This is a genomic window from Streptomyces beigongshangae (assembly GCF_019710745.1).
Taxonomy (GTDB): domain Bacteria; phylum Actinomycetota; class Actinomycetes; order Streptomycetales; family Streptomycetaceae; genus Streptomyces; species Streptomyces beigongshangae.
Window position 1 is genome coordinate 63,402 of the sequence record NZ_JAHKJW010000003.1, and the last position, 19,993, is coordinate 83,394.

At 73.9% G+C, this 19,993-nt stretch carries 15 protein-coding genes; 6 read left to right on the top strand and 9 right to left on the bottom strand.

Annotated elements, in window-relative coordinates; genetic code table 11:
- Positions 1–15: 15 nt before the first annotated feature.
- The 5 genes from KM933_RS02945 to KM933_RS02965 form a co-directional block, all read right to left on the bottom strand.
- Positions 16–1,878: an acetyl/propionyl/methylcrotonyl-CoA carboxylase subunit alpha gene (locus KM933_RS02945; protein ID WP_221348364.1), complete on the bottom strand. Its 1,863-nt coding sequence runs from the start codon at positions 1,876–1,878 to the stop codon at positions 16–18.
- A 35-nt stretch (positions 1,879–1,913) separates the two neighbouring features.
- A complete protein-coding gene (locus KM933_RS02950; protein WP_221348181.1) occupies positions 1,914–3,521 on the bottom strand; it encodes an acyl-CoA carboxylase subunit beta in 1,608 nt (535 codons plus the stop codon).
- The gene (locus KM933_RS02955; protein WP_430727272.1) at positions 3,518–5,182 is read right to left on the bottom strand and encodes an acyclic terpene utilization AtuA family protein; all 1,665 of its coding nucleotides are present in this window, start codon (positions 5,180–5,182) and stop codon (positions 3,518–3,520) included. Before KM933_RS02955 ends, KM933_RS02950 begins: the two co-directional genes overlap by 4 nt.
- Positions 5,183–5,304: 122 nt before the next feature.
- On the bottom strand, positions 5,305–6,114 hold the full coding sequence (locus KM933_RS02960; protein ID WP_221348183.1) for a TIGR03084 family metal-binding protein: 810 nt from the start codon (positions 6,112–6,114) through the stop codon (positions 5,305–5,307).
- 148 nt (positions 6,115–6,262) lie between these two features.
- Entirely contained in the window at positions 6,263–6,634 is a 372-nt protein-coding gene (locus tag KM933_RS02965; protein ID WP_221348184.1) for a winged helix-turn-helix transcriptional regulator, read from the bottom strand.
- A gap of 148 nt (positions 6,635–6,782) precedes the next feature.
- On the opposite strand from KM933_RS02965, the gene KM933_RS02970 reads away from it, so the two are divergent.
- A complete protein-coding gene (locus tag KM933_RS02970) occupies positions 6,783–7,622 on the top strand; it encodes an SDR family oxidoreductase (RefSeq protein WP_221348185.1) in 840 nt (279 codons plus the stop codon).
- Positions 7,623–7,717: 95 nt separating this feature from the next.
- On the opposite strand, the gene KM933_RS02975 is transcribed toward KM933_RS02970, so the two are convergent.
- Complete coding sequence (locus KM933_RS02975; RefSeq protein ID WP_221348186.1) at positions 7,718–8,689, bottom strand: EamA family transporter; 972 nt, start codon at positions 8,687–8,689, stop codon at positions 7,718–7,720.
- A gap of 170 nt (positions 8,690–8,859) precedes the next feature.
- Positions 8,860–12,276 (bottom strand): FAD-binding and (Fe-S)-binding domain-containing protein, encoded by a 3,417-nt coding sequence (locus KM933_RS02980; protein ID WP_260332972.1) that lies wholly within the window; start codon positions 12,274–12,276, stop codon positions 8,860–8,862.
- Positions 12,277–12,615: 339 nt separating this feature from the next.
- On the opposite strand from KM933_RS02980, the gene KM933_RS02985 reads away from it, so the two are divergent.
- The 5 genes from KM933_RS02985 (at position 12,616) to serC (ending at position 17,871) form a co-directional block, all read left to right on the top strand.
- The gene (locus KM933_RS02985) at positions 12,616–14,472 is read left to right on the top strand and encodes a sensor histidine kinase (RefSeq protein WP_221348187.1); all 1,857 of its coding nucleotides are present in this window, start codon (positions 12,616–12,618) and stop codon (positions 14,470–14,472) included.
- Entirely contained in the window at positions 14,469–14,945 is a 477-nt protein-coding gene (locus tag KM933_RS02990) for a roadblock/LC7 domain-containing protein (protein WP_221348188.1), read from the top strand. The genes KM933_RS02985 and KM933_RS02990 overlap by 4 nt, the downstream gene beginning before the upstream one ends.
- Positions 14,942–15,298: a DUF742 domain-containing protein gene (locus KM933_RS02995; RefSeq protein WP_221348189.1), complete on the top strand. Its 357-nt coding sequence runs from the start codon at positions 14,942–14,944 to the stop codon at positions 15,296–15,298. Before KM933_RS02990 ends, KM933_RS02995 begins: the two co-directional genes overlap by 4 nt.
- Before the next feature lie 99 nt (positions 15,299–15,397).
- Positions 15,398–16,609: a cytochrome P450 gene (locus KM933_RS03000; RefSeq protein ID WP_430727269.1), complete on the top strand. Its 1,212-nt coding sequence runs from the start codon at positions 15,398–15,400 to the stop codon at positions 16,607–16,609.
- A 143-nt stretch (positions 16,610–16,752) separates the two neighbouring features.
- Entirely contained in the window at positions 16,753–17,871 is a 1,119-nt protein-coding gene (gene serC / locus KM933_RS03005; protein ID WP_221348191.1) for a phosphoserine transaminase, read from the top strand.
- Positions 17,872–17,982: 111 nt separating this feature from the next.
- On the opposite strand, the gene KM933_RS03010 is transcribed toward serC, so the two are convergent.
- Entirely contained in the window at positions 17,983–18,825 is an 843-nt protein-coding gene (locus tag KM933_RS03010; RefSeq protein ID WP_221348365.1) for an ABC transporter permease, read from the bottom strand.
- A gap of 23 nt (positions 18,826–18,848) precedes the next feature.
- Positions 18,849–19,892 carry an ATP-binding cassette domain-containing protein gene (locus KM933_RS03015; protein WP_221348192.1) on the bottom strand — a complete coding sequence of 348 codons (1,044 nt, stop codon included), beginning with the start codon at positions 19,890–19,892 and terminating at the stop codon, positions 18,849–18,851.
- Between the last annotated feature and the right edge of the window lie 101 nt (positions 19,893–19,993).

The window sequence follows — 19,993 nt, forward strand, 5'->3', positions numbered from 1 at the left end:
GCCCCTGGAAAGCCCCTACCGGGGCTCCACCACCGCCAGCAGGGTGCCCACCTCCACCTGTTGGCCGGGGGTGGCGTGCAGGGACGAGAGCGTGCCGTCCGTCGGGGATGTGATCCGGTGTTCCATCTTCATCGCCTCCAGCCAGATCAGGGGGTGGCCGGCCCGGACGGGTGTTCCCTCGGTCAGGTCCTCCGCCACGCGGACCACCGTGCCCGGCATGGGCGCCAGGAGGGAACCCGGGGCGTGGGCGGGCCCGGGGGCGGGGAAGCGGGGCAGGACCGTGAGCGTGGTGCCGTTCACGTGGACGCGGTCGCCGTACCGGGCCACCTCGAACGTGCGGCGTACGCCCTCGATCTCCAGGACGACGAGCCCGGGCCCGGTCCGCAGCACGTGGACGCCGTCGGCGGCCGGGCCCCGCCGGGTGTGCCGGTAGTGGACCTCGTGCTCCTCGCCCGCCACGAGGTAGCGCCTGCTCTGCGGCTGGGAGGGCAGGTTGCGCCAGCCGCCGAACCGGGAGCGGCCGTGCGCGTCGGCGAGGGCGGCGGCCAGCGGGGCGTACGGGTCCGGGGCCGGCGCGGTGAGGTCGCCCAGGTGGCGGTCGTAGAAGGCCGTGTTCATCCGGGCCGACGTGAACTCCTCGTGGCGCAGGGAGCGTACGAGGAGGTCCCGGTTGGTGGCCGGACCGTGGACCGTCGCCCGCTCCAGTGCGCCGGCGAGGCGGCGGACCGCCTCCGCGCGGGTGGGCGCGTGGGCGACGGCCTTGGCGAGCAGGGCGTCGTAGTGGACGCCGATCGTGTCGCCGTCGCCGTAGCCCGTGTCGAGGCGGACGCCGGGTACGGACAGGCGGTGCAGGGTGCCGGTCTGCGGGGCCCAGTCCCGGGACGGGTCCTCGGCGTAGAGGCGGGCCTCGACCGCGTGGCCGGACGGCGGGGGCGGTTCGGCCTCCAGGGTGCCGCCCTCGGCGACGCGCAGTTGCAGGGCGACCAGGTCGATCCCGAACACCGCCTCGGTGACGGGGTGTTCGACCTGGAGGCGGGTGTTCATCTCCAGGAAGTGCACGCGGTCCCCGGCGACCAGGAACTCCACGGTCCCGGCGCCCGTGTAGGCGATCGTCCGGGCGGCGGCGGTCGCCGCGGAGTACAGCCGCAGCTCCACGTCGGGGCCGAGGCCCGGTGCGGGGGCCTCCTCGACGACCTTCTGGTGGCGGCGCTGCAGGGAGCAGTCGCGGGTGCCGAGGGTCCAGACGGTGCCGTGGCCGTCGGCGACGATCTGCACCTCCACGTGCCGGGCGTGCTCGACGTACGGCTCGACGAAGACCGCGCCGTCCCCGAAGGCGCTCTCGGCCTCGGCGGACGCGGCGGCCAGCTCGGTTCCGAGCGCGTCGAGTTCGCGGACGACCCGCATGCCCCGGCCGCCGCCGCCCGCCGCCGCCTTCACCAGGACCGGCAGGTCGGCGCCGGTCACCGCGTCCGGGTCCAGGGGGGCGAGCAGCGGCACCCCGGCCGCCGCCATCAGCTCCTTGGCGCGGGTCTTGGAGGCCATCGCCTCGATCGCCTCGGGGGACGGCCCGATCCAGCCGAGGCCCGCGTCGAGGACGGTCCGCGCGAAGCCGGCGTTCTCGGAGAGGAAGCCGTAGCCGGGGTGGACGGCGTCCGCGCCCGCGGCGAGGGCCGCCTTCACGATCAGCTCGCCGCGCAGGTACGTCTCGGCGGGCGACGCGCCCGGGAGGCGTACGGCGGTGTCGGCCGTGCGTGTGTGGAGGGCGTCCTCGTCGGCGTCCGCGTACACGGCGACGGTACGGATGCCCAGCTCGTGGCAGGTGCGGAAGACGCGGCAGGCGATCTCGCCGCGGTTGGCGACCAGCACACTCGACATCATGCGACCTCTCCCCTCGGTCATGTCCGTCACTCCTCTCACATCCGGAAGACGCCGAAGCCACCGCGCGCGCCCTCGTAGGGAGCCGTGTGGATCGCGGACAGGCACAGGCCGAGGACGGTCCGGGTGTCGCGCGGGTCGATGACGCCGTCGTCGTACAGCCGCCCGGACAGGAACATCGGCAGCGACTCGGACTCGATCTGCTGCTCCACCATCGCGCGCAGCGCCGCGTCGGCCTCGTCGTCGTAGGGCCGCCCCTTCGCGGCGGCGGACTGCCGGGCGACGATCGACAGGACCCCGGCGAGCTGCTGCGGGCCCATGACGGCGGACTTGGCGCTGGGCCAGGCGAACAGGAACCGCGGGTCGTACGCGCGCCCGCACATCCCGTAGTGCCCGGCGCCGTACGAGGCGCCCATCAGCACGGACAGGTGCGGGACGCGCGAGTTGCTCACCGCGTTGATCATCATCGCGCCGTGCTTGATGATGCCGCCCTGCTCGTACTCCTTGCCGACCATGTACCCGGTGGTGTTGTGCAGGAAGAGCAGCGGGATGTCGCGCTGGTTGGCGAGCTGGATGAACTGGGCGGCCTTCTGCGACTCCTCGCTGAAGAGCACGCCCCGCGCGTTGGCGAGGATGCCGACCGGGTAACCGTGCAGGTCCGCCCAGCCGGTCGTCAGGCTCGTCCCGTAGAGCGGCTTGAACTCGTCGTAGTCGGACGCGTCGACGATCCGCGCGATGACCTCGCGCGGGTCGAAGGGGTGCCTGAGGTCGCCGGGGACGATGCCCAGCAGTTCCTCCGGGTCGTACTTCGGCGGCTCGGCCGGGGCCGGATCCGCGTACGCCTTGCGGTGGTTGAGGCGGGCTACTACGCGCCGCGCCTGCCGCAGGGCGTCCCGCTCGTCGAGGGCGAGGTGGTCGGCGAGGCCCGACACGCGCGCGTGCATCCCGGCGCCGCCCAGGGACTCGTCGTCGCTCTCCTCGCCGGTGGCCATCCTCACCAGCGGCGGACCGCCGAGGAAGACCTTCGCACGCTCCTCGACCATGATCACGTGGTCGGACATGCCGGGGACGTACGCGCCGCCCGCGGTCGAGTTGCCGAAGACGACCGCGACGGTGGGGATGCCGGCGGCCGACAGCCGGGTGAGGTCGCGGAAGATCGCTCCCCCGGGGATGAAGATCTCCTTCTGGGAGGGCAGGTCGGCGCCGCCCGACTCGACGAGGCTGACGCACGGCAGCCGGTTGGCGTACGCGATGTCGTTCGCCCGCAGCGCCTTCCGCAGGCTCCAGGGGTTGCTGGCGCCGCCGCGCACGGTCGGGTCGTTGGCCGTGATCAGGCACTCGACGCCCTCGACGACCCCGATGCCGGTGACGAGCGAGGCACCCACCGCGTATTCGGGGGACTCGCTGCCCCAGGCGGCGAGCGGGGACAGTTCGAGGAACGGCGTGTCGGGGTCCAGGAGCAGTTCGACGCGCTCGCGGGCGAGCAGCTTGCCGCGCTTCCGGTGCCGGGCCACGTACTTCTCGCCGCCGCCCGCGAGGGCTTTGGCGTGCTCGGTGTCGAGGTCGGCGAGTTTGCCGAGCATCGCCTCGCGGTGGGCCGCGTAGTCGGCGGAGGCGGTGTCGAGGGCGGACGCCAGGACCGTCACAGCAGTGCCTCCGGGATGTCGAGGTGGCGGGAGCGCAGCCATTCGCCGAGCGCCTTGGCCTGCGGGTCGAAACGGTGCTGCGCGGCGACGCCCTCGCCGAGGACGCCCTCGACGACGAAGTTCAGGGCGCGCAGGTCGGGCAGGGAGTGTCGTACGACGGTCAGGTCGCGGCACTCCGGCAGGAGCGCGCGGAACCGGTCGACCGTGAGGGTGTGCGCGAGCCAGCGCCAGGCGTCGTCGGTGCGGACCCAGACGCCGACGTTCGCGTTGCCGCCCTTGTCGCCGCTGCGGGCGCCCGCGACGAGGCCGAGGGGCGCGCGGCGGACCGGCCCCCGCGGCGGTGGCCCGGGGGCGGGGGGTTCCGGCACGTCTTCGAGTGCGAGGGTCACGGGGGTGCCGGCGGCCGGGGCCACCGGGACCCGGCGTCCGTCGGGCAGGACCGCCACCTGGTCCACGTCCGCGCGGGGGACGTACACGTCCTCGAAGACCCCGTACGGGGCGCCCTTTCCCGGTGGGGCGAGCACATGGAAGCCGGGATAACTGCCGAGGGCCAGTTCGACGGCGGCCGCGCCGAGCGCGCGGCCCACGGCGTCCTGGTCGGGGTCGCGCACGACGAGCCGGAGCAGGGCGCTCGCGGTCTCCTCGGTGGGTGCGTCGGGGCGGTCGGTGCGGACGAGGTCCCAGCGGACCTCGGCCGGGCGGGACGTGCCCGCTGTGAACGCGGCCTCCAGCTGGGCCCGCACGAACGCCGCCTTCGCCTCGATGTCGAGCCCGGTCAGCACGAACCCGACCTCGTTGCGGAAGCCGCCGAGCCGGTTGAGCCCGACCTTGAGGGTGGGCGGGGGCGCCTCGCCCCGGATCCCGTCGCCCCGGACCCCGGTGATCCGCACCCGGTCGGGGCCCTCCTGGGTGAGGCGGACCGTGTCGAGGCGGGCGGTGACGTCGGGCCCCGCGTACCGGGCGCCGGACGTCTCGTACAGGAGCTGCGCGGTGACCGTACCGGTGTCCACGACGCCGCCGGTGCCGTCGTGCTTGGTGATGACGCTCGTGCCGTCCTCGTGGATCTCGGCGACCGGGAAGCCGGGGTGGCGCAGGCGGGCCGGGTCGTGCTCGGTGAAGAAGGCGTAGTTGCCGCCGGTGGCCTGGGTGCCGCACTCCAGGACGTGCCCGGCGATCACGGCGCCCGCCAGCCGGTCGTGGGCGTCCGGGGCCCACCCGAAGTGGGCGGACGCGGGCCCGGTGACCAGCGCGGCGTCGGTGACCCGGCCGGTCACGACGATGTCCGCGCCCTCACGCAGGCACACGGCGATGCCCTCGCCGCCGAGGTAGGCGTGCGCGGCGAGGTTCCCGGGACCGGGGTGCCGGGCGGTCAGGTCGTCGCCCTCGACGTGGGCGACCCGCGCCGGGACGCCGAGCCGCCCGGCCAGTTCCCGTACGGCGCCGGCGAGTCCGGCCGGGTTGAGGCCGCCGGCGTTGGCCACGATCCGCACGCCCCGCTCGTGCGCGAGACCGAGGCACTCCTCCAGCTGCCGCAGGAAGGTGCGCGCGTAGCCGCCGGCCGGGTTCTTGAGGCGGTCGCGACCGAGGATGAGCATGGTCAGCTCGGCGAGGTAGTCGCCGGTCAGGACGTCCAGCGGACCGCCGGTGAGCATCTCGCGCATCGCGTCGAAACGGTCACCGTAGAAGCCGGAGGCGTTGCCGACGCGGAAGGGGCGGGGGTGAGAGTACGGGTGCGGGCGGGGGTGAGGGTGCGGGCGGGGGTCCGGTGCCGGTGCCGGGCCGGTCATCCCGCGGCCCCCTTCGGGGCGCGCCCCGTGCCGGGCGGGCCCGCGAACGCCTGGGCGATGTCCAGCCAGCGGTCGGCGTCGGGACCCTGCGCCCGTACGGCGAGGTCGGCACGGTTGGCCCGCTGGGTGACGAGGAGGCAGAAGTCCAGGGCGGGGCCGGTGACGCGCTGGGCGGCGTCCTCGGGACCGTACGCCCACACCCCGCCCGCGCCCGAGGGACCCGAGGGAGCGGTGAGTTCGACGCGGAACTCCTCCGCGGGCGGGGTGAGTCCCCGTACCCCGAAGGCGAAGTCGCGGGCCCGCACCCCGATGCGCGCCACATGCCGGAGGCGGTCCGTGGGAGCCCTCGTCACCCGTAACGTGTCGGCGATGTCCTGGCCGTGGGCCCAGGTCTCCATCAGCCGGCCGGTCGCCATGGAGGCGGCCGACATGGGCGGCCCGTACCAGGGGAAGCGCGTCCCGGCGGGCGCTTCGCGCAGGGCCTCCTCCAGTGCGTGGCGTCCGGCGCGCCACTCGGCCAGCAACCGGGCCGGGGGCAGCGCGGCCCCCTGTTCCGCACCCTCGTCCACGAAGCCGTAGGGCGAGGCCAGCGCCTTCTCCACCTCCCGTGCGAAGGCGGCGGCGTCGGTGACAGCGAGCAGGGCGGCACGGTCGGTCCAGGCGAGGTGCGCGATCTGATGGGCGACGGTCCACCTCGGGGCGGGGGTGGCGAGCGCCCAGCGCGCCTCCTCCAGGTCGCCCACGAGCGCGTCGACCTGCTCGCCCTCCCGGCACAGATCGTCGATCACGGACGACGGATCGGACACGGTGACGCTCCCCTCGGAGCACGACGGTGTGCGGTGCGGTGCGATGTGCGGGGCGTGGTGCGGTGCGCTCCGGAGCATGGCAGCGGCCGGAGAAACAATCAAGCGTGCTTGCATTGATTGATACGGGGCGGCACCCGCCGGTGCCGCGCTAGCCCGCGTCGCCGGGCGACAGCCTCCGGGTGATCCGGTCGAACAGCTCCGTCAGCGGTTCGCCGACCTCCCGGCCGAACCCGGTCAGCCCGTAGGTGACCCGCGGTGGCGTCGTCGGCTCGACCTCCCGCCACACCAGGCCGTCCTGGACCAGTGCGCGCAGGGTCTGGGCGAGCATCTTCTCGCTGATGCCCTGGATGCTCTCGCGCAGCTCGTAGAACCGGAGGTCGTTGCTCCGCAGGGAGATCAGCACCCAGACGCCCCACCTGCTGGTCACGTGGTCGACCACGTCGCGCGCGAGGCAGTCGGTGTGAAACACGTCATACCGCCGCCCCGCTTCGACCCGCCCACGCTGCACGCCTTCTGTCACGTCATGAGCTTACCTCTGGGTATGTCCTTACCAAAAGTTAGCCAGCACTCCTAGCGTGACGACCGCACGGGACATCCGAACGTCCCGGCACGCACACATCCGAACGCCTGAACGCCTGAACGCCTGAACATTGAACGAGGAGCTGCTCATGATCGTGGTGACCGGAGCCACCGGGAACATCGGCCGGCCGTTGACGCGGGCACTGACCGAGGCGGGCCGGCAGGTGACGACGGTGTCGCGCCACACGGCGAAGGTGCCGGACGGCGTCCGCCACGTGGTGGCCGACCTGGCGGATCCGGCCGGACTCAAGCCCGTCCTGGCCGACGCGGAGGCACTGTTCCTGCTGCTGTCCGGTGACCTGCACGCCCTGGGGGCCGACCCCGCCGACATCATCGGCGAGGCCGCGGGCAACGGGGTCCGCCGGGTCGTCCTGCTCTCCACGCTGGGCGTGGCGACCAGGCCCTTCGGCCGGACGCGGATCGCGATGCGCGCGCTGGAGGACACGTTGCGGGGGTCCGGCCTGGAGTGGGCCGTCCTGCGGCCGGGCGGCTTCGCCTCCAACGCCCTGTGGTGGGCCGACTCGGTCCGCACGCGGCGGACCGTCGCCGCGCCCTTCGGGGATGTCGGTGTGCCGATCGTCGACCCCGCGGACATCGCCGAGGTCGCGGCGGCCTGCCTGGTGGACGACCGGCACATCGGCGGGACGTACGAGCTGACCGGACCGGAAGTGATCACTCCGCGCCGGCAGACGGAGGCCGTCGCCACCGCGCTGGGCTCGCCGGTGGAGTTCCACGAGCTCACCCGCGAGGAGGCCAGGGCCGCCATGACCCGGAGCATGCCGGCGGAGCTCGCCGACGACACCCTGGACATCCTCGGTTCCCCGAACCCGGCCGAGCTGCGCGTCAGCCCGGACGTCCGGCGGGTCCTCGGCCGCGCCCCGCGGCCCTTCGCCGACTGGGCCGCCCGCAATGTCGCCGCGTTCCGCTGAGACCGGCCGGTGCAGCCGGGGCCGGGTGCCCGGTTGCACGATCACCCCATCGCCCGATCACCCGATCACCCGATCGCCTGATCGCCTGATGAGGACTAACTCACGTTCTTGGCTCTGCCCCGGCCCACCTGTGTCCGTACGGCGCCCATGCTCGCCGCGATGACCAGCGTGATCGCCAATCCTTCGGTGACCGACAGCGTCTGGTTCAGCACCAGGAAGCCGGCGACCGCGGCGACGGCCGGTTCCAGGCTCATCAGGACCGCGAAGGTGGAGGCGGGCATCCGGCGCAGGGCGAGGAGTTCCAGCGTGTACGGGAGGACGGAGGAGAGGACCGCCACGGCGGAGCCCAGGGCGAGCGTGGTCGGGTTCAGGAGTTTGCCACCGGACTCGATCAGGCCCAGGGGCAGGAAGAGCACGGCCGCGACGACCATCGCCAGCGCCAGCCCGTCGGCCTGCGGGAAGCGTCGGCCGGTACGCGCGCTGAAGACGATGTAAGCCGCCCACATGGCGCCCGCCGACAGGGCGAAGGCGACACCGGCCGGGTCGAGGCTGCTGAAGCCGCCACCGCCGCCCGCCAGCAGGAAGACACCGCCGAGGGCGAGACCGGCCCAGACGAGGTTGACGGCCCGGCGGGAGGCGACGACCGAGAGGATCAGCGGGCCGAGCACTTCGAGCGTGACGGCGGGGCCGAGCGGGATGCGGGCGACCGACTGGTAGAAGAGGCCGTTCATCGCGGCCATCGTGACGCCGAAGACGACGACGGTGCCCCAGTCGGCGCGGGAGTGGCCGCGCAGGCGGGGCCTGCAGATCACCATCAGCACGAGGGCGGCGACCGCGAGGCGGAGGGTCACGACGCCGAGTGCCCCGGCGCGGGGCATGAGGCTCACGGCGAGGGCGCCGCCGAACTGGACGGAGATGCCTCCGGCGAGCACGAGGCCCACGGGGCCGAGGGCCCGCAGGCCCCGTGGAGTGGGCGCGGCGGCGGGCTCGGACAGGGGGGCCGGGCCCGCGACGGCTGCCGCGGGGTCGGCGACCGCGGGGGTGCGGTCGGCGCTGGGGAGGGTCACGGGAGCGTCCAGGAAGTTCAGGTCGGGTACACGGTTCGTACATCTTGATGGACTTACCAGTCCAGGGTAATGGACTCCGTCAGGGTTGTGAACCTGGTTTGGAACTTACCTATGCGGTTCCAGGGGGTGCAGGGGGTGCAGGAGGTGCAGCGAGAAGGGCGGCCGGTGACTCAGAAGCCTCGGAACACGCCGTCGTCATCGGTGGCGCCGACGAAATCCCCGAAGTCCATGTTCGCACCCGAGAGGTTGTTCTCGATGCTCCACAATTCGGCCGCCGCAACGCGGACACAACGCCCGCGTTCGGCCCGCAGGTCCACCACGAGGAGAGGCCGTTCGGTCGAGGTGACAGCTACGGAGTCCGCCAGGACCAGGAGCGGATGCTGGTACTCCGCAGGAATCAGGCCGAGGGCCTGGCCGGGTGTCAGGCCCTCGTACCTTCGGTCGTCCACGAGTGCGACGTTGGCTGAGAAGCCGTCCTCGCTCGGCGAGAACAGCGCCTCCCGCAGCGCGTCCCAAGCATCGTCCGCCGAGAAGTCGGTGCGCACGACGAGGGCTTCCGAAGTGCAGGGGAGTTGATCCATGCGCGGACAGTACCGCCGGCCCGGTGGACCGTTCCGGCCACGGCACCAGTCGGCGGGGAGGGCCTTCGCCAGAAGTTCCGCCAAGTGGTGGGCCTCCGCCCCCGCCGTCTGCCGCAGTTGGGTGCGGCAGGAGTAGCCGTCCGCCAGGATCGCGGTGCCGGGGCGCGCCGCCCGAACCGCCGGGAGCAGTTGTTCCTCCGCGCAGGCCGTCGACACCTCGTAGTGACCCTTCTCGAAGCCGAAGTTGCCCGCCAGACCGCAGCAGCCGCCCGCCAGGGAGCCGCTCAGGCCCGCCGCCCCGCGCAGGCGGCGGTCCGCCGCGTCGCCCAGTACGGCGTGCTGGTGGCAGTGGGTCTGGCCGACGACCGGGCGGTCCAGGCGGGGCGGCGTCCAGTGCGGGGCGTGCCGTTCCAGCGTCTCCGCGAACGTCAGCACCGCCGACGCGAGGCGCCGCGCCCGCGGGTCGTCGGGCAGCAGCTCGGGCAGGTCCGCACGGAGGGCGGCCGCGCAGCTCGGTTCGAGGACGACGACTGGCGGTGGCTCCTCCTCGCGGGCCGGTTCCAGGAGGGGTTCCAGCAGGTCGAGGGTGCGGCGCAGGACCGTGCGGGCGCGGTCCAGCTGTCCCGTCGACACGTAGGTCAGGCCGCAGCAAGGACGGTCCCGGGGACGTCCCGGGGGCGGTGTCACCGTCAGGCCCGCCGCCTCCAGGACCCGTACGGCCGCCTTCCCGACGGACGGGGAGAGGTGTTCCGTGAAGGTGTCCGGCCACAGGACGACGACCGTCGTGGGCGGCTCCCCGGCACGGCGGGCCCGCGATGCCGGTGCGCGCCCGGGAACCGTCCGCGCACCGGCACCGCGGGCCCGCCACCACCGGCTGAACGTCTGTCCCGCCACCCGTGGCACCTCCCGCTCCGGCGCGATCCCGCCGAGCCGTTTGCCCAGCGCGGCCAGCGGGCGTACGGCGGCGAGGGCGTTGACCAGCCACGCCGTGCGCGTGCGGGCCACCAGGCGCAGCCACACCGGCAGCCACCCCATCGCGTAGTGGGCCGCCGGCCGCCTGCGGCCCGCGTAGTGGTGGTGCAGGAATTCCGCCTTGTACGTGGCCATGTCGACGCCGACCGGGCAGTCCGAGCGGCAGCCCTTGCAGGACAGGCAGAGGTCCAGCGCGTCCCGGACCTCCGTGGAGCGCCAGCCGTCCGTGATCACCTCACCGGCCAGCATCTCGTGCAGCAGCCGGGCACGCCCCCGCGTGGAGTGCTCCTCCTCCCCGGTGACCCGGAAGGAGGGGCACATCACCGAGGAGCCGGCGGAAGCCGGGGAGCCCGGGGTGCCGGGAGGGCCGCCGGCCGCCGGGGTGCGGCACCTGGCCACCCCCACACAGCGGCTCACCGCCGCCGAGAAGTCCCCGCCGTCCGCCGGATAGCCGAACACGACGTCCACCGGCTCGCGCGGCAGGACCGCGAACCTCAGGTTCTCGTCCAGCCGGTGCGGCCTGACCAGCATGCCGGGGTTGAGCAGGCCGTCCGGGTCCCAGAGGTCCTTGACCCGCTCGAAGAGGCCGGTCACCCGGGGCCCGTACATCCTCGGCAGCAGCTCCGCACGCGCCTGCCCGTCCCCGTGCTCCCCCGACAGCGAGCCGCCGTGCGCGACGACGAGTCCGGCCAGCTCCTCCGAGAAGCTCCGGAAGCGGCCCACGCCCGCCGGGGTCAGCAGGTCGAAGTCGATGCGTACGTGGATGCAGCCGTCCCCGAAGTGGCCGTACGGGGCGCCGCGCAGTCCGTGGGACGCCAGCAGGCCCCTGAAGTCCCGCAGGTACGCGCCGAGCCGGGCCGGGGGCACCGCGCAGTCCTCCCAGCCGGGCCAGGCCGCGGTGCCGTCCGGCATCCGGGTCGCCGTGCCGGCGGCGTCCTCGCGGATGCGCCACAGGGCGCGCTGGGCGGCGGGGTCCGTGACCACCAGGGAGGCCGTCACGTCCGCCGCGCGGACGACGCCCTCCGCCCTTGCGCGTGCCTCCGCCGCCGTGTCGCCGCCCGTCTCCACGAACAGCCAGGCCCCGCCCCGCGGCAGCTCCGCGTCCGGCGGTACGAGGTCCGCCGCCATCCCCTCCACGGTGAGCGGCCCGTGCGGCAGCAGACCGGGAGCCGCCTGCGCCGCCGCGCTCTCGTCGGCGTACGCGAGGACGGCGAGCGCCCGCGCGCGGGGTGCCTCCACCAGCCGTACGGTCGCCTCCGTGAGGATGCCGAGCGTGCCCTCGGAGCCGCAGAGGAAGCGGGCCACGTCCGCGCCGCGCTCGGGGAGCAGCGCGTCGAGCGCGTACCCGGAGATGCGGCGCGGGAGGTCGGGGAAGCCGGTGCGCAGGCACTCCAGCTCGCCGGTCACCAGCTCCCGCAGTCCGTCGGGGGCGCCCGACCAGCCGGGGCCCGGCCGGAGCCGGTCGCCGCGCGCGGTGGTCACGGACAGTTCGCGCACGTTGTCCGCGGTGGTGCCCCAGGCGACCGAGTGCGAGCCGCAGGAGTTGTTGCCGATCATGCCGCCGAGGGTGCACCGGCCGTGGGTGGAGGGGTCGGGGCCGAAGCGCAGTCCGTGCGGGGCGGCCGCCTCCTGGAGGCGGTCCAGGACGACTCCCGGCTGGACCACGGCCGTGCGGGCGGCGGGGTCCAGGGAGACGATCCGGTTCATGTGCCGGGTGAAGTCGAGGACCACGCCGGTGCCGGTGGCCTGCCCGGCGATCGACGTGCCGCCGCCGCGCGCCACGACCGGTACGCCGAGGGCGGCGCACGCGTGCAGGGTCGCCGCCACGTCGTCGGCGTCCGCCGGGGCGACGACGCCCAGCGGTACGCGGCGGTAGTTGGACGCGTCCATGGTGGTGAGGGCGCGTGCGGTCGGGTCGAGGGCGACGTCTCCGCGGACGCGCCCGTGCAGCGCGGCCCGGAGCGCCGCCCGCAGCGCTGCCTGCTGTGCCGCCTGCTGTGCTGCCTGCGGCTCGGCGGGGTCCGTGTCGGTCATGCGACCAGCATGCACGGGTGCCCGCGGCGGGGAGCGGACCGACGACCGGGCTTCGGCGGCTGGCCGGGGGTGGCTGGGCGCGCAGTTCCCCGCGCCCCTGACGGGGCCCCCGCCCCTGAGCAGTGACCGAGGCGGGGCCGCGACGAAGAGACGGGGCCCGCCCCGCTCAAGCCATTACGCGCGCCCCGTTGCGCGCCGGGGCGCCTACTCCCCGATTCGCGGACGAATTGTGAGAGTGCGCCGGAACCTGTCCGTTCCGATCACGAATTCCCATATAGTGACCGCCAGTTGAGCACCAAGTGTCGCATCCCGCCCAGGACACGACCGAGGACACGATTCATGACCGCGCCCACCCCGAAAGCGCGCCCCAGACAAGATCGGCCGTCCCTCGCACAACCCGGCAGCGCACGCCCCCGCCTGCGCGCTGTCGCGGTCGCTCCCCTCCTCACCGCCGTACCGGCCACGTGCGCCGTCGGAGCCGCGGTCGCCCTCGCGCCCGGCCAGGCGCGCGCCCCCCTCGGCTGGGGCCTCGGCACGGCGGCCCTCCTGCTGTGCGCCGCCGTGGCCGTGGCCGCCCACGCCGCTCAGACCTCCCGATTACTCCTCCGCCGCCTCGAAGCGGTCTCCCAGGACGCCGGCCGATTACTCCAGGAGAAGGCCGCCCTCGCGGAGGAGTCCACCCGGGAACGCGCCCGCCTCACCGACGGGTTCACCCGCGACCGCGCGCGGCTCGCCGAGCAGAACGCCCACCAGAAGGTCCGCCTCGCCGCCGAACTCGACCGGGAACGCACCCGGCTCGGTGCCGAGAACGCGCGCGTGACCGACGAGCTGCGGCAGGCACGGACCGACCGCGCCACCGCGGTCGCGACGGCCGCCCACACCGCCGGCCGCCTCCAGGCCCTCGCCACGAGCATGCTGGCCGACCTGCGCGCCATGGAGGAACGGCACTCCGACGAGGACGTGCTCGCCGACCTCCTCCACCTCGACCACCGCACCGCGCAGGCGGGCCGGCTCGCCGACTCCGTCGCCGTCCTCACGGGCGCCCGCTCGGGCCGCCGCTGGGCGCGTCCCATCGGCATGGAGTCGATCCTGCGCGGCGCGATGGGCCGCATCGCCGCCTACCAGCGCGTACGCGTCCACTCGGCGAGCGAGGCGGCGGTCGCCGGGCACGCCGCCGAGGGCGTGATGCACGCGCTCGCCGAACTCCTCGACAACGCCGCGAACTTCTCCCCTCCCACGGCCGAGGTGCACGTCTACGTGGAGGAGGTCCCCGCCGGGGTCATCGTCTGCGTGGAGGACAGCGGCCTGGTGATGGACGAGGTGCAACTCCGGCGCGCCGAACGGGCCGTCTCCGGCGCGCAACCGGATCCCGGCGGCCTGGCCGGCACCCGGCTCGGCCTCACGGTCGTCGGCCGGCTCGCCCGCACGTACGGGCTCACGGTCTCCTTCCGCCCTTCCGCACGCGGCGGCACGGGCGCCCTGCTCCTCGTCCCGCAGGACATCCTCGCGGACCCCGCGCGGAGTCCGGCACAGAACCCGGCGCAGGGCGCCGCGCGAGGACCGGCGCAGGATTCCGCCGGAGCGCCGTTCCCGCCCCCGCCCTCGGCCCCGGCCCACACCGCGCAGAACCTGGCAGGGGAGCCCGTACGAGAGCCTGCACGAGAGCCCGTACGGGAACCCGCGTCGCCCTTCCCCGGCCCGCACCCCGGACCCTGGTCCGACCCGGGGCAGTACCCGTGGTCCGCACCGGGGCAGTCCCCGTGGTCAGCACCGGGGCAGTCCCCCCGGACGGACCCGGAGGAGCCGTCCGTCCGGTCCGGCCCGCCGGGGCCGGCCGCGGCCTCGTACGCCTCCTCGCACTCCGTGCCCGACCTGGACCCGGAACCGGTTCCGGCCCACGGGTTCCGGCCCCGGCCCCTGCCGGTCACCGACCACGCCGACCTGCTCCCGAGGCGTCACCGCGGCCGCACTCTCGCCGAAGCCGAAGCCGAAGCCGAAGCCGAAGCCCAGACCCAAGCCCGGGCCCAGGCATCCGCAGCCGCCCCCGGCCCCGACCTCGGTCCCGACGACGTGATGAGCCGCGCCGCCCGCTTCAACAACTTCCGCCAGGCCGTGCGCCGCCCCGCCGCGGACGAGCCCGTGCAGGCCCGTACGAGCCCCGCCACTCCCCACCCGGAAGGCGAGCCCCCGCCATGACCGTCCTCCCCACCTCCACCGTCTCCGCGATCTCCGCCGCCTCCGCCACCTCCGCCCTCCCGGTCACCGGCATCACCTCGGCGGGTGACGACAAGCTCACCTGGCTCGTCGAAGGGCTGCTGGCGGACACCCCGGGTGCCCGGCACGCGCTCGTGCTCTCCCGGGACGGGCTGAAACTGTGCCGTACGCCGGAGCTCTCCGCCGACGAGGCCGACCAGCTCGCCGCCGTCGCCGCCGGCATCCAGTCGCTGTCCCACGGGGCGTCCCTGCAGTTCGGTGACGGCACCGGGGGCGTGCGGTCGGCGATGGCCGAGTTCCACGGCGGGATCCTGTTCATCGTCGAGGCGGGCGAGGGCGCGCACCTGGCCGTGGTCACGGCCGAGGACGCGGACGCCGGGCTCGTCGGGCACAGCATGGGCAGGCTCGTGGAACAGCTCGGCGACCACCTGAGCGCGCCACCCCGTACGCCATGAGCCGGCCGGGCAGGGACGACGCGCCCGACCGCCTCTACACCCTCACCCAGGGGCGCACCCGGTCCGCGCCCGGCACCCCCTTCGACCTGCTGACGCTGGTCGTCGCCGAGTGCGGTCCGGTGCCCGGCATGCAGTCGGAGCACGCGGCGATCCTGCGCCTCACCGAGCGGCCCACCGCCGTCGCGGAGATCGCCGCCGAGCTGCGGCTGCCGGTCGCCATCACGCGGATCCTGCTCAGCGACCTGCTCGCCGCGGGCCGGGTCAGCGCCCGCCACCCCCGCCGGGCCGTGCTCGGCGGCCGCCCCGATTCCCACCTCCTGGAGCAGGTGCTCGTTGGCCTCCGCAACCTCTGAAACCTCCGTAATCTCCGGCACCTCCGGCACCTCCGGCACGACCGTCCCGGAGGCATCCCGGTGACCCCCGGCCCCGGTCCCGGTCACGACCCCGCCCCCGTGCCCCTCGACGGACCCCTGTTCCGGTCCGAACCCACCGCGCTCTACCGGGAGTTGCGGCGCGAGTACGGCGCCGTGGCCCCGGTGCTGCTCGACGCGGACATCCCGGCGTGGCTGGTCCTGGGCTACCGCGAGCTGCACCAGGTCACCGGTGACCCCGTGCTGTTCAGCCGCGACTGCGCGCACTGGAACCAGTGGGACCGCGTCCCCGACGACTGGCCGATGCTGCCGATGATCGGCCGCGGGCACTCCTCCGTCCTGCACACGGTCGGCGAGCACCACCGCGCACGCGTGGCGGTCGTCAACGGCGCGCTCGAAGCCGTGGACCCCTTCGAGCTGCGCGCCCACGCCGAGCGGTTCGCCGACGAGCTGGTCGACGCGGTGTGCGCCGAGGGCGGGGCCGACCTCGTCGCGCACTACGCGGCCCTACTCCCCGTACGCGTCCTCGCCACCCTCTACGGGTTCACCGACGAGCAGGGGCCCGGCCTCGTCGCCGCCCTGAACGACATGGTCGACGGGGACGAGGACGCCATCGCCGGGGAACTGCACGTGGCCGCCTCCATGGCACGGCTGGTGGCGGACCGGGCGGCGCGGCCCGCGGACGACGTGGTCAGCCGGATGCTCGCCTCGGGACGTACGACGGGGGGCCTCGCCCTCACCCACGAGGAGATCGCCCAGGACCTGATCGTCATGATGACCGCGGGCCACCAGCCGACCGCCGGCTGGATCGGCAACTCGCTGCGGCTGATGCTGACGGACGAGCGGTTCGCGGCGTCGCTCCTCGGCGGTCGGCGGAGTGTCGCCGAGGCCATGAACGAGGTCCTGTGGGAGGACACCCCCACCCAGAACGTGGCCGGCCGGTGGGCGTCCCGGGACACCCGGCTCGGCGAGCGGGCCGTCCGCGCCGGTGACCTCCTGCTGCTCGGCATCCAGGCCGCGAACCACGACCCGCAGGTACGCACCCACGGCTCGGCCCTGCCCGGCGGCAACAGCGCGCACTTCTCCTTCGGGCACGGGGAGCACCGGTGTCCGTTCCCGGCGCGGGAGATCGCCGAGGTGGTGGCCCGTACGGCCGTCGAGGTGGTCCTGGACCGCCTCCCCGACCTGGACCTGGCGGTCCCCGCGGCCGCCCTGACACGCCGCCGCTCACCCTGGCTGAGCAGCCTGACCCACCTGCCGGTCCGCTTCACCCCGACCGCGCCGAGGGGCTGACCGACGCCTCCCCGCCCCTCTTCTCTGCCTTTCCTCCGCCTCTCCCCCACCTCTCCTCCGCCCCTCCCCTCCCCCTCCTCCTACCCGTCTCATCCGACGGACGACGCTTCACCCGCCTTTCCCGGAACGGCTACGCTCCCGTTGTGGCTGATATCCAGATCCCCGCTGACCTCAAGCCCGCCGACGGCCGTTTCGGCGCGGGCCCCTCCAAGGTGCGTACGGAGTCGCTCGCCGCGCTCGCCGAAACCGGCACGTCCCTGATGGGCACGTCCCACCGCCAGGCCCCGGTCAAGAACCTCGTGGGCAGCGTCCGCCAGGGGGTGAGCGACCTCTTCCGGCTTCCCGAGGGGTACGAGGTCGTCCTCGGCAACGGCGGCTCCACCGCGTTCTGGGACGTGGCGACCCACGGACTGATCGAGAACAGGTCGCAGCACCTCACGTTCGGCGAGTTCTCCTCGAAGTTCGCGAAGGCGGCCAAGCTGGCGCCCTGGCTGGCCGACCCGGACGTCATCACCTCCGAGCCGGGCACGCACCCGGAACCGGTGGCCCAGTCCGGCGTGGACGTCTACGGCCTCACCCACAACGAGACCTCCACCGGTGTCGCCGCCCCGATCAAGCGGGTCGCGAACGCCGACGAGGGCGCCCTGGTCCTCGTGGACGCCACGAGCGGCGCGGGCGGCCTGCCCGTCGACATCGCGGAGACGGACGTCTACTACTTCGCCCCGCAGAAGTCGTTCGCCGCGGACGGCGGCCTGTGGATCGGCGTCTTCTCCCCGGCCGCGATCGAGCGCGCCGAGCGCATCCACGCGAGCGGCCGGCACGTACCGGAGTTCTTCTCCCTGCCCACGGCCATCGACAACTCGCGCAAGAACCAGACGTACAACACCCCGGCCCTCGCCACACTGTTCCTGCTGAACGACCAGCTGGAGTGGCTCAACGGCCAGGGCGGCCTCGACTGGGCGGTCCGCCGCACGGCGACCTCCTCGCGCACGCTCTACGGCTGGGCCGAGGACGTCAAGTACGCGAACCCGTTCGTCACCGACCCGGCCAAGCGGTCCCAGGTCATCGGCACGATCGACTTCTCGGACGACGTCGACGCGGCGGCCGTCGCCAAGGTCCTGCGCGCCAACGGCATCGTCGACACCGAGCCCTACCGCAAGCTCGGCCGCAACCAGCTGCGCGTCGCGATGTTCCCGGCGGTCGACCCGGCGGACGTCGAGGCCCTCACGAAGTGCGTCGACTACGTGATCGAGAAGCTGTAACCGCGCACTTCGTGTGTACGGAGCAGGCGCCCGGCACGGCCTGACCGTGCCGGGCCCCGGCGGTCCGTGGCGGTTCGGTCCGTGCCGGGCCGGGCCGTTGCGGTCCGACGCTCACCGGCTGAGCTTCTGGAACCTCCGGACCGCCGGCGGGACGAAGACCAGGGTGAGGATCAGCGGCCACACGCCCGCCATCAGCAGCGCGTGCTGCTCGATCCAGGTGTCGCCGCCGCCCACCGGCGTGCCGAACAGCTCACGGGTGGCCGCGGCCGTCGAGGAGATCGGGTTCCAGGCGGCCACGAACCCCAGCCAGTCCGGCATGAGCTGGGGCGCGACGAAGATGCTGGAGATCATTGTCAGCGGGAACGCGACCGCGAACAGGCCGCCCGCCGCCTCCGGGTTGGGCACGAGCAGGCCGAGCCACACCCCGAGCCAGATCAGCGCGAACCGCAGCCACAGGAGCAGCCCGAACGCGCCCAGGAAGCCGAGGACGCCGTCCGGCCGCCAGCCCATGGCCAGCGCGGTGAGCATCAGGATCGTCAGCTCCGCGCAGGCGACGACGAGATCGGTGACCCCGCGCCCGGCGACGATGGCGGACGGCGACATCGGCATGGAGCGGAAGCGGTCGATGACGCCCTTCGTGGAGTCGTACACGACGATCGTCGCCGTGTTGATGAACCCGAAGGCCATCGTCATCACGAACATGCCCGGCATCAGGAAGTCCCGGTAGTCGCCGCCGCCCGGCACCTTCATCGCGCTGCCGAAGACGTACCCGTACAGCAGCACGGAGAGGATCGGGAAGCCCAGTTGCCAGGCGATGTTGATCGGCTGGCGCTGGTAGTGGGTGAGTCCCCGCCGGACGATGTTCCAGCAGTCGGCGAGCACCCAGTACGCACGACCGTGCTCGATCGGACCGTCCACGCCGCTCGGACCGTCCACGCCGCTCGTGCCGCTCATGCCGGTCATGCCGGTCACGCCGCTCATGCCGCGGCCCCCTTCTCCCGCGCCGCGCCTTCCTGATCGACCGCGCCGGCCACGTCAGCCGCGCCGGTTGCACCGACCGTGTCGGTTGCGCCGACCGTGCGGTGGCCGGTGAGCCGCAGGAACACGTCGTCGAGGCTGGGCCTGCGCAGTCCGATGTCCTCCACCCGCACCCCCTCGTCCTGCAGGGTCCGCGCCACCTCGGTGAGCGCCGCCACCCGGTCGGTCACGGGCGCGTGCACCCTCGACTCCGTCTCGTCGGACTCCGGTTCGCCGTCCGAGACCCGGGCGACCACCTTCACCGCCCGTGCGATGTCGGCGCGCTCGGCGACGACGACCTCGATGCGGTCGCCGCCCACCGTGTTCTTCAGGCCGTCCGGGGTGTCGTCGGCGATGGCCCGCCCCTGGTCGATCACGGTGATGTGCGAGGCGAGCTTGTCGGCCTCCTCCAGGTACTGCGTGGTCAGCAGCACGGTGGTGCCCCGCGCCACCAACGCCCGTACGGACTGCCACACCTCGCCCCGGCCGCGGGGGTCGAGCCCGGTCGTGGGCTCGTCCAGGAACAGCACGGCCGGGGTGAGGATCATCGACGCGGCGAGGTCGAGGCGCCGCCGCATGCCCCCGCTGTACTCGCCGACGCCCTTGTCGGCCGCCTCCGTCAGGTCGAACTGCTCCAGCAGCTCGGTCGCCCGCCGTCGCGCCCGGCGTCCGCCCAGGTGGAACAGCCGCCCGAACATCTCCAGGTTCTGCCGGCCGGTGAGCACCTCGTCCACCGCCGCGTACTGACCGGTGAGCCCGATCCGCGCCCGCACCTCCCGCGGCCGCGAGGCCACGTCGAGACCGGCCACCCGCGCGCTCCCGCCGTCCAGCCGGACCAGCGTGGCGAGGATGCGGACGGCGGTGGTCTTACCCGCGCCGTTCGGCCCGAGCAGCCCGTGCACCGTGCCCTCCCGCACGGCCAGGTCGAAGCCGTCGAGGGCGCGCTTCTCCCCGTACCTCTTCTCCAGCCCTTCGGCCCGTACCGCGTAACCGTTCCCGCTCACAGCACTCCCCCATCTCCGCCACCGCCCCAAAAACTGGGTACACCGTACTCTCACTTCAGAGTACGGCGTACCCAGTTTCAGTGCGAGGGATTATTCTGAGC